Source organism: Streptomyces sp. H27-H5 (genome assembly GCF_026627505.1).
Classification (GTDB): domain Bacteria; phylum Actinomycetota; class Actinomycetes; order Streptomycetales; family Streptomycetaceae; genus Streptomyces.
Genome location: NZ_JAPNLK010000375.1, coordinates 1 through 544 on the forward strand (window position 1 = coordinate 1; position 544 = coordinate 544).

At 70.4% G+C, this 544-nt stretch carries 1 pseudogene; it reads right to left on the minus strand.

Going from position 1 to position 544, the window contains the following annotated elements:
* Positions 1-138 precede the first annotated feature (138 nt).
* Positions 139-363: pseudogene (locus OTB19_RS43340) on the minus strand (IS3 family transposase); the annotation flags it as partial.
* Between the last annotated feature and the right edge of the window lie 181 nt (positions 364-544).

Sequence of the window (544 nt, forward strand, 5' to 3'; positions counted from 1 at the left end):
CTGAAGGACTGGAAGATCCTCGCCACCCGCTACCGCGGCCCCCTCCAAGCCTTCCCTCTAATCGCCAGGACCATCACCGCCCTCACCTTCTACAAGAAGGGCTGGTAGCACCCGTGAATAGGGCTCCGTGCCGCAGGCCGTGGCCACGTAGGTGAAGTCGGTGACCCACAACCGGTTCGGCGCCGGCCGGTCGAACCTGTGTTTCACCAGGTCGGTGGGGCGGGTGGCGGTCGGATCCGGCACCGTGGTGCGGCGCTTCACACCGCGGACCGCACCGCGCGGACCCAGCTCGCGCATCAGGCGCTCCACGGTGCAGCGGGCCACCGGTATCCCCTCCCGGTTCAGCTGCAGCCACACCTTCCGCCGTCGCCCAGCGCCGGTCCTGCCGTGGCGTCGCCGTAGTCGTCCCTCACCCCTCACCCTCAGCTGACTGACGGTGCGGCCCGCGGCCGTGACGGCGGACAGAAGGTGGGCGGCCGGAGCCACGTCGGTGCGTGAACCACGGGCGGCCTTGCCGTCCACCGCGACTGATTCAGTGCCGGCC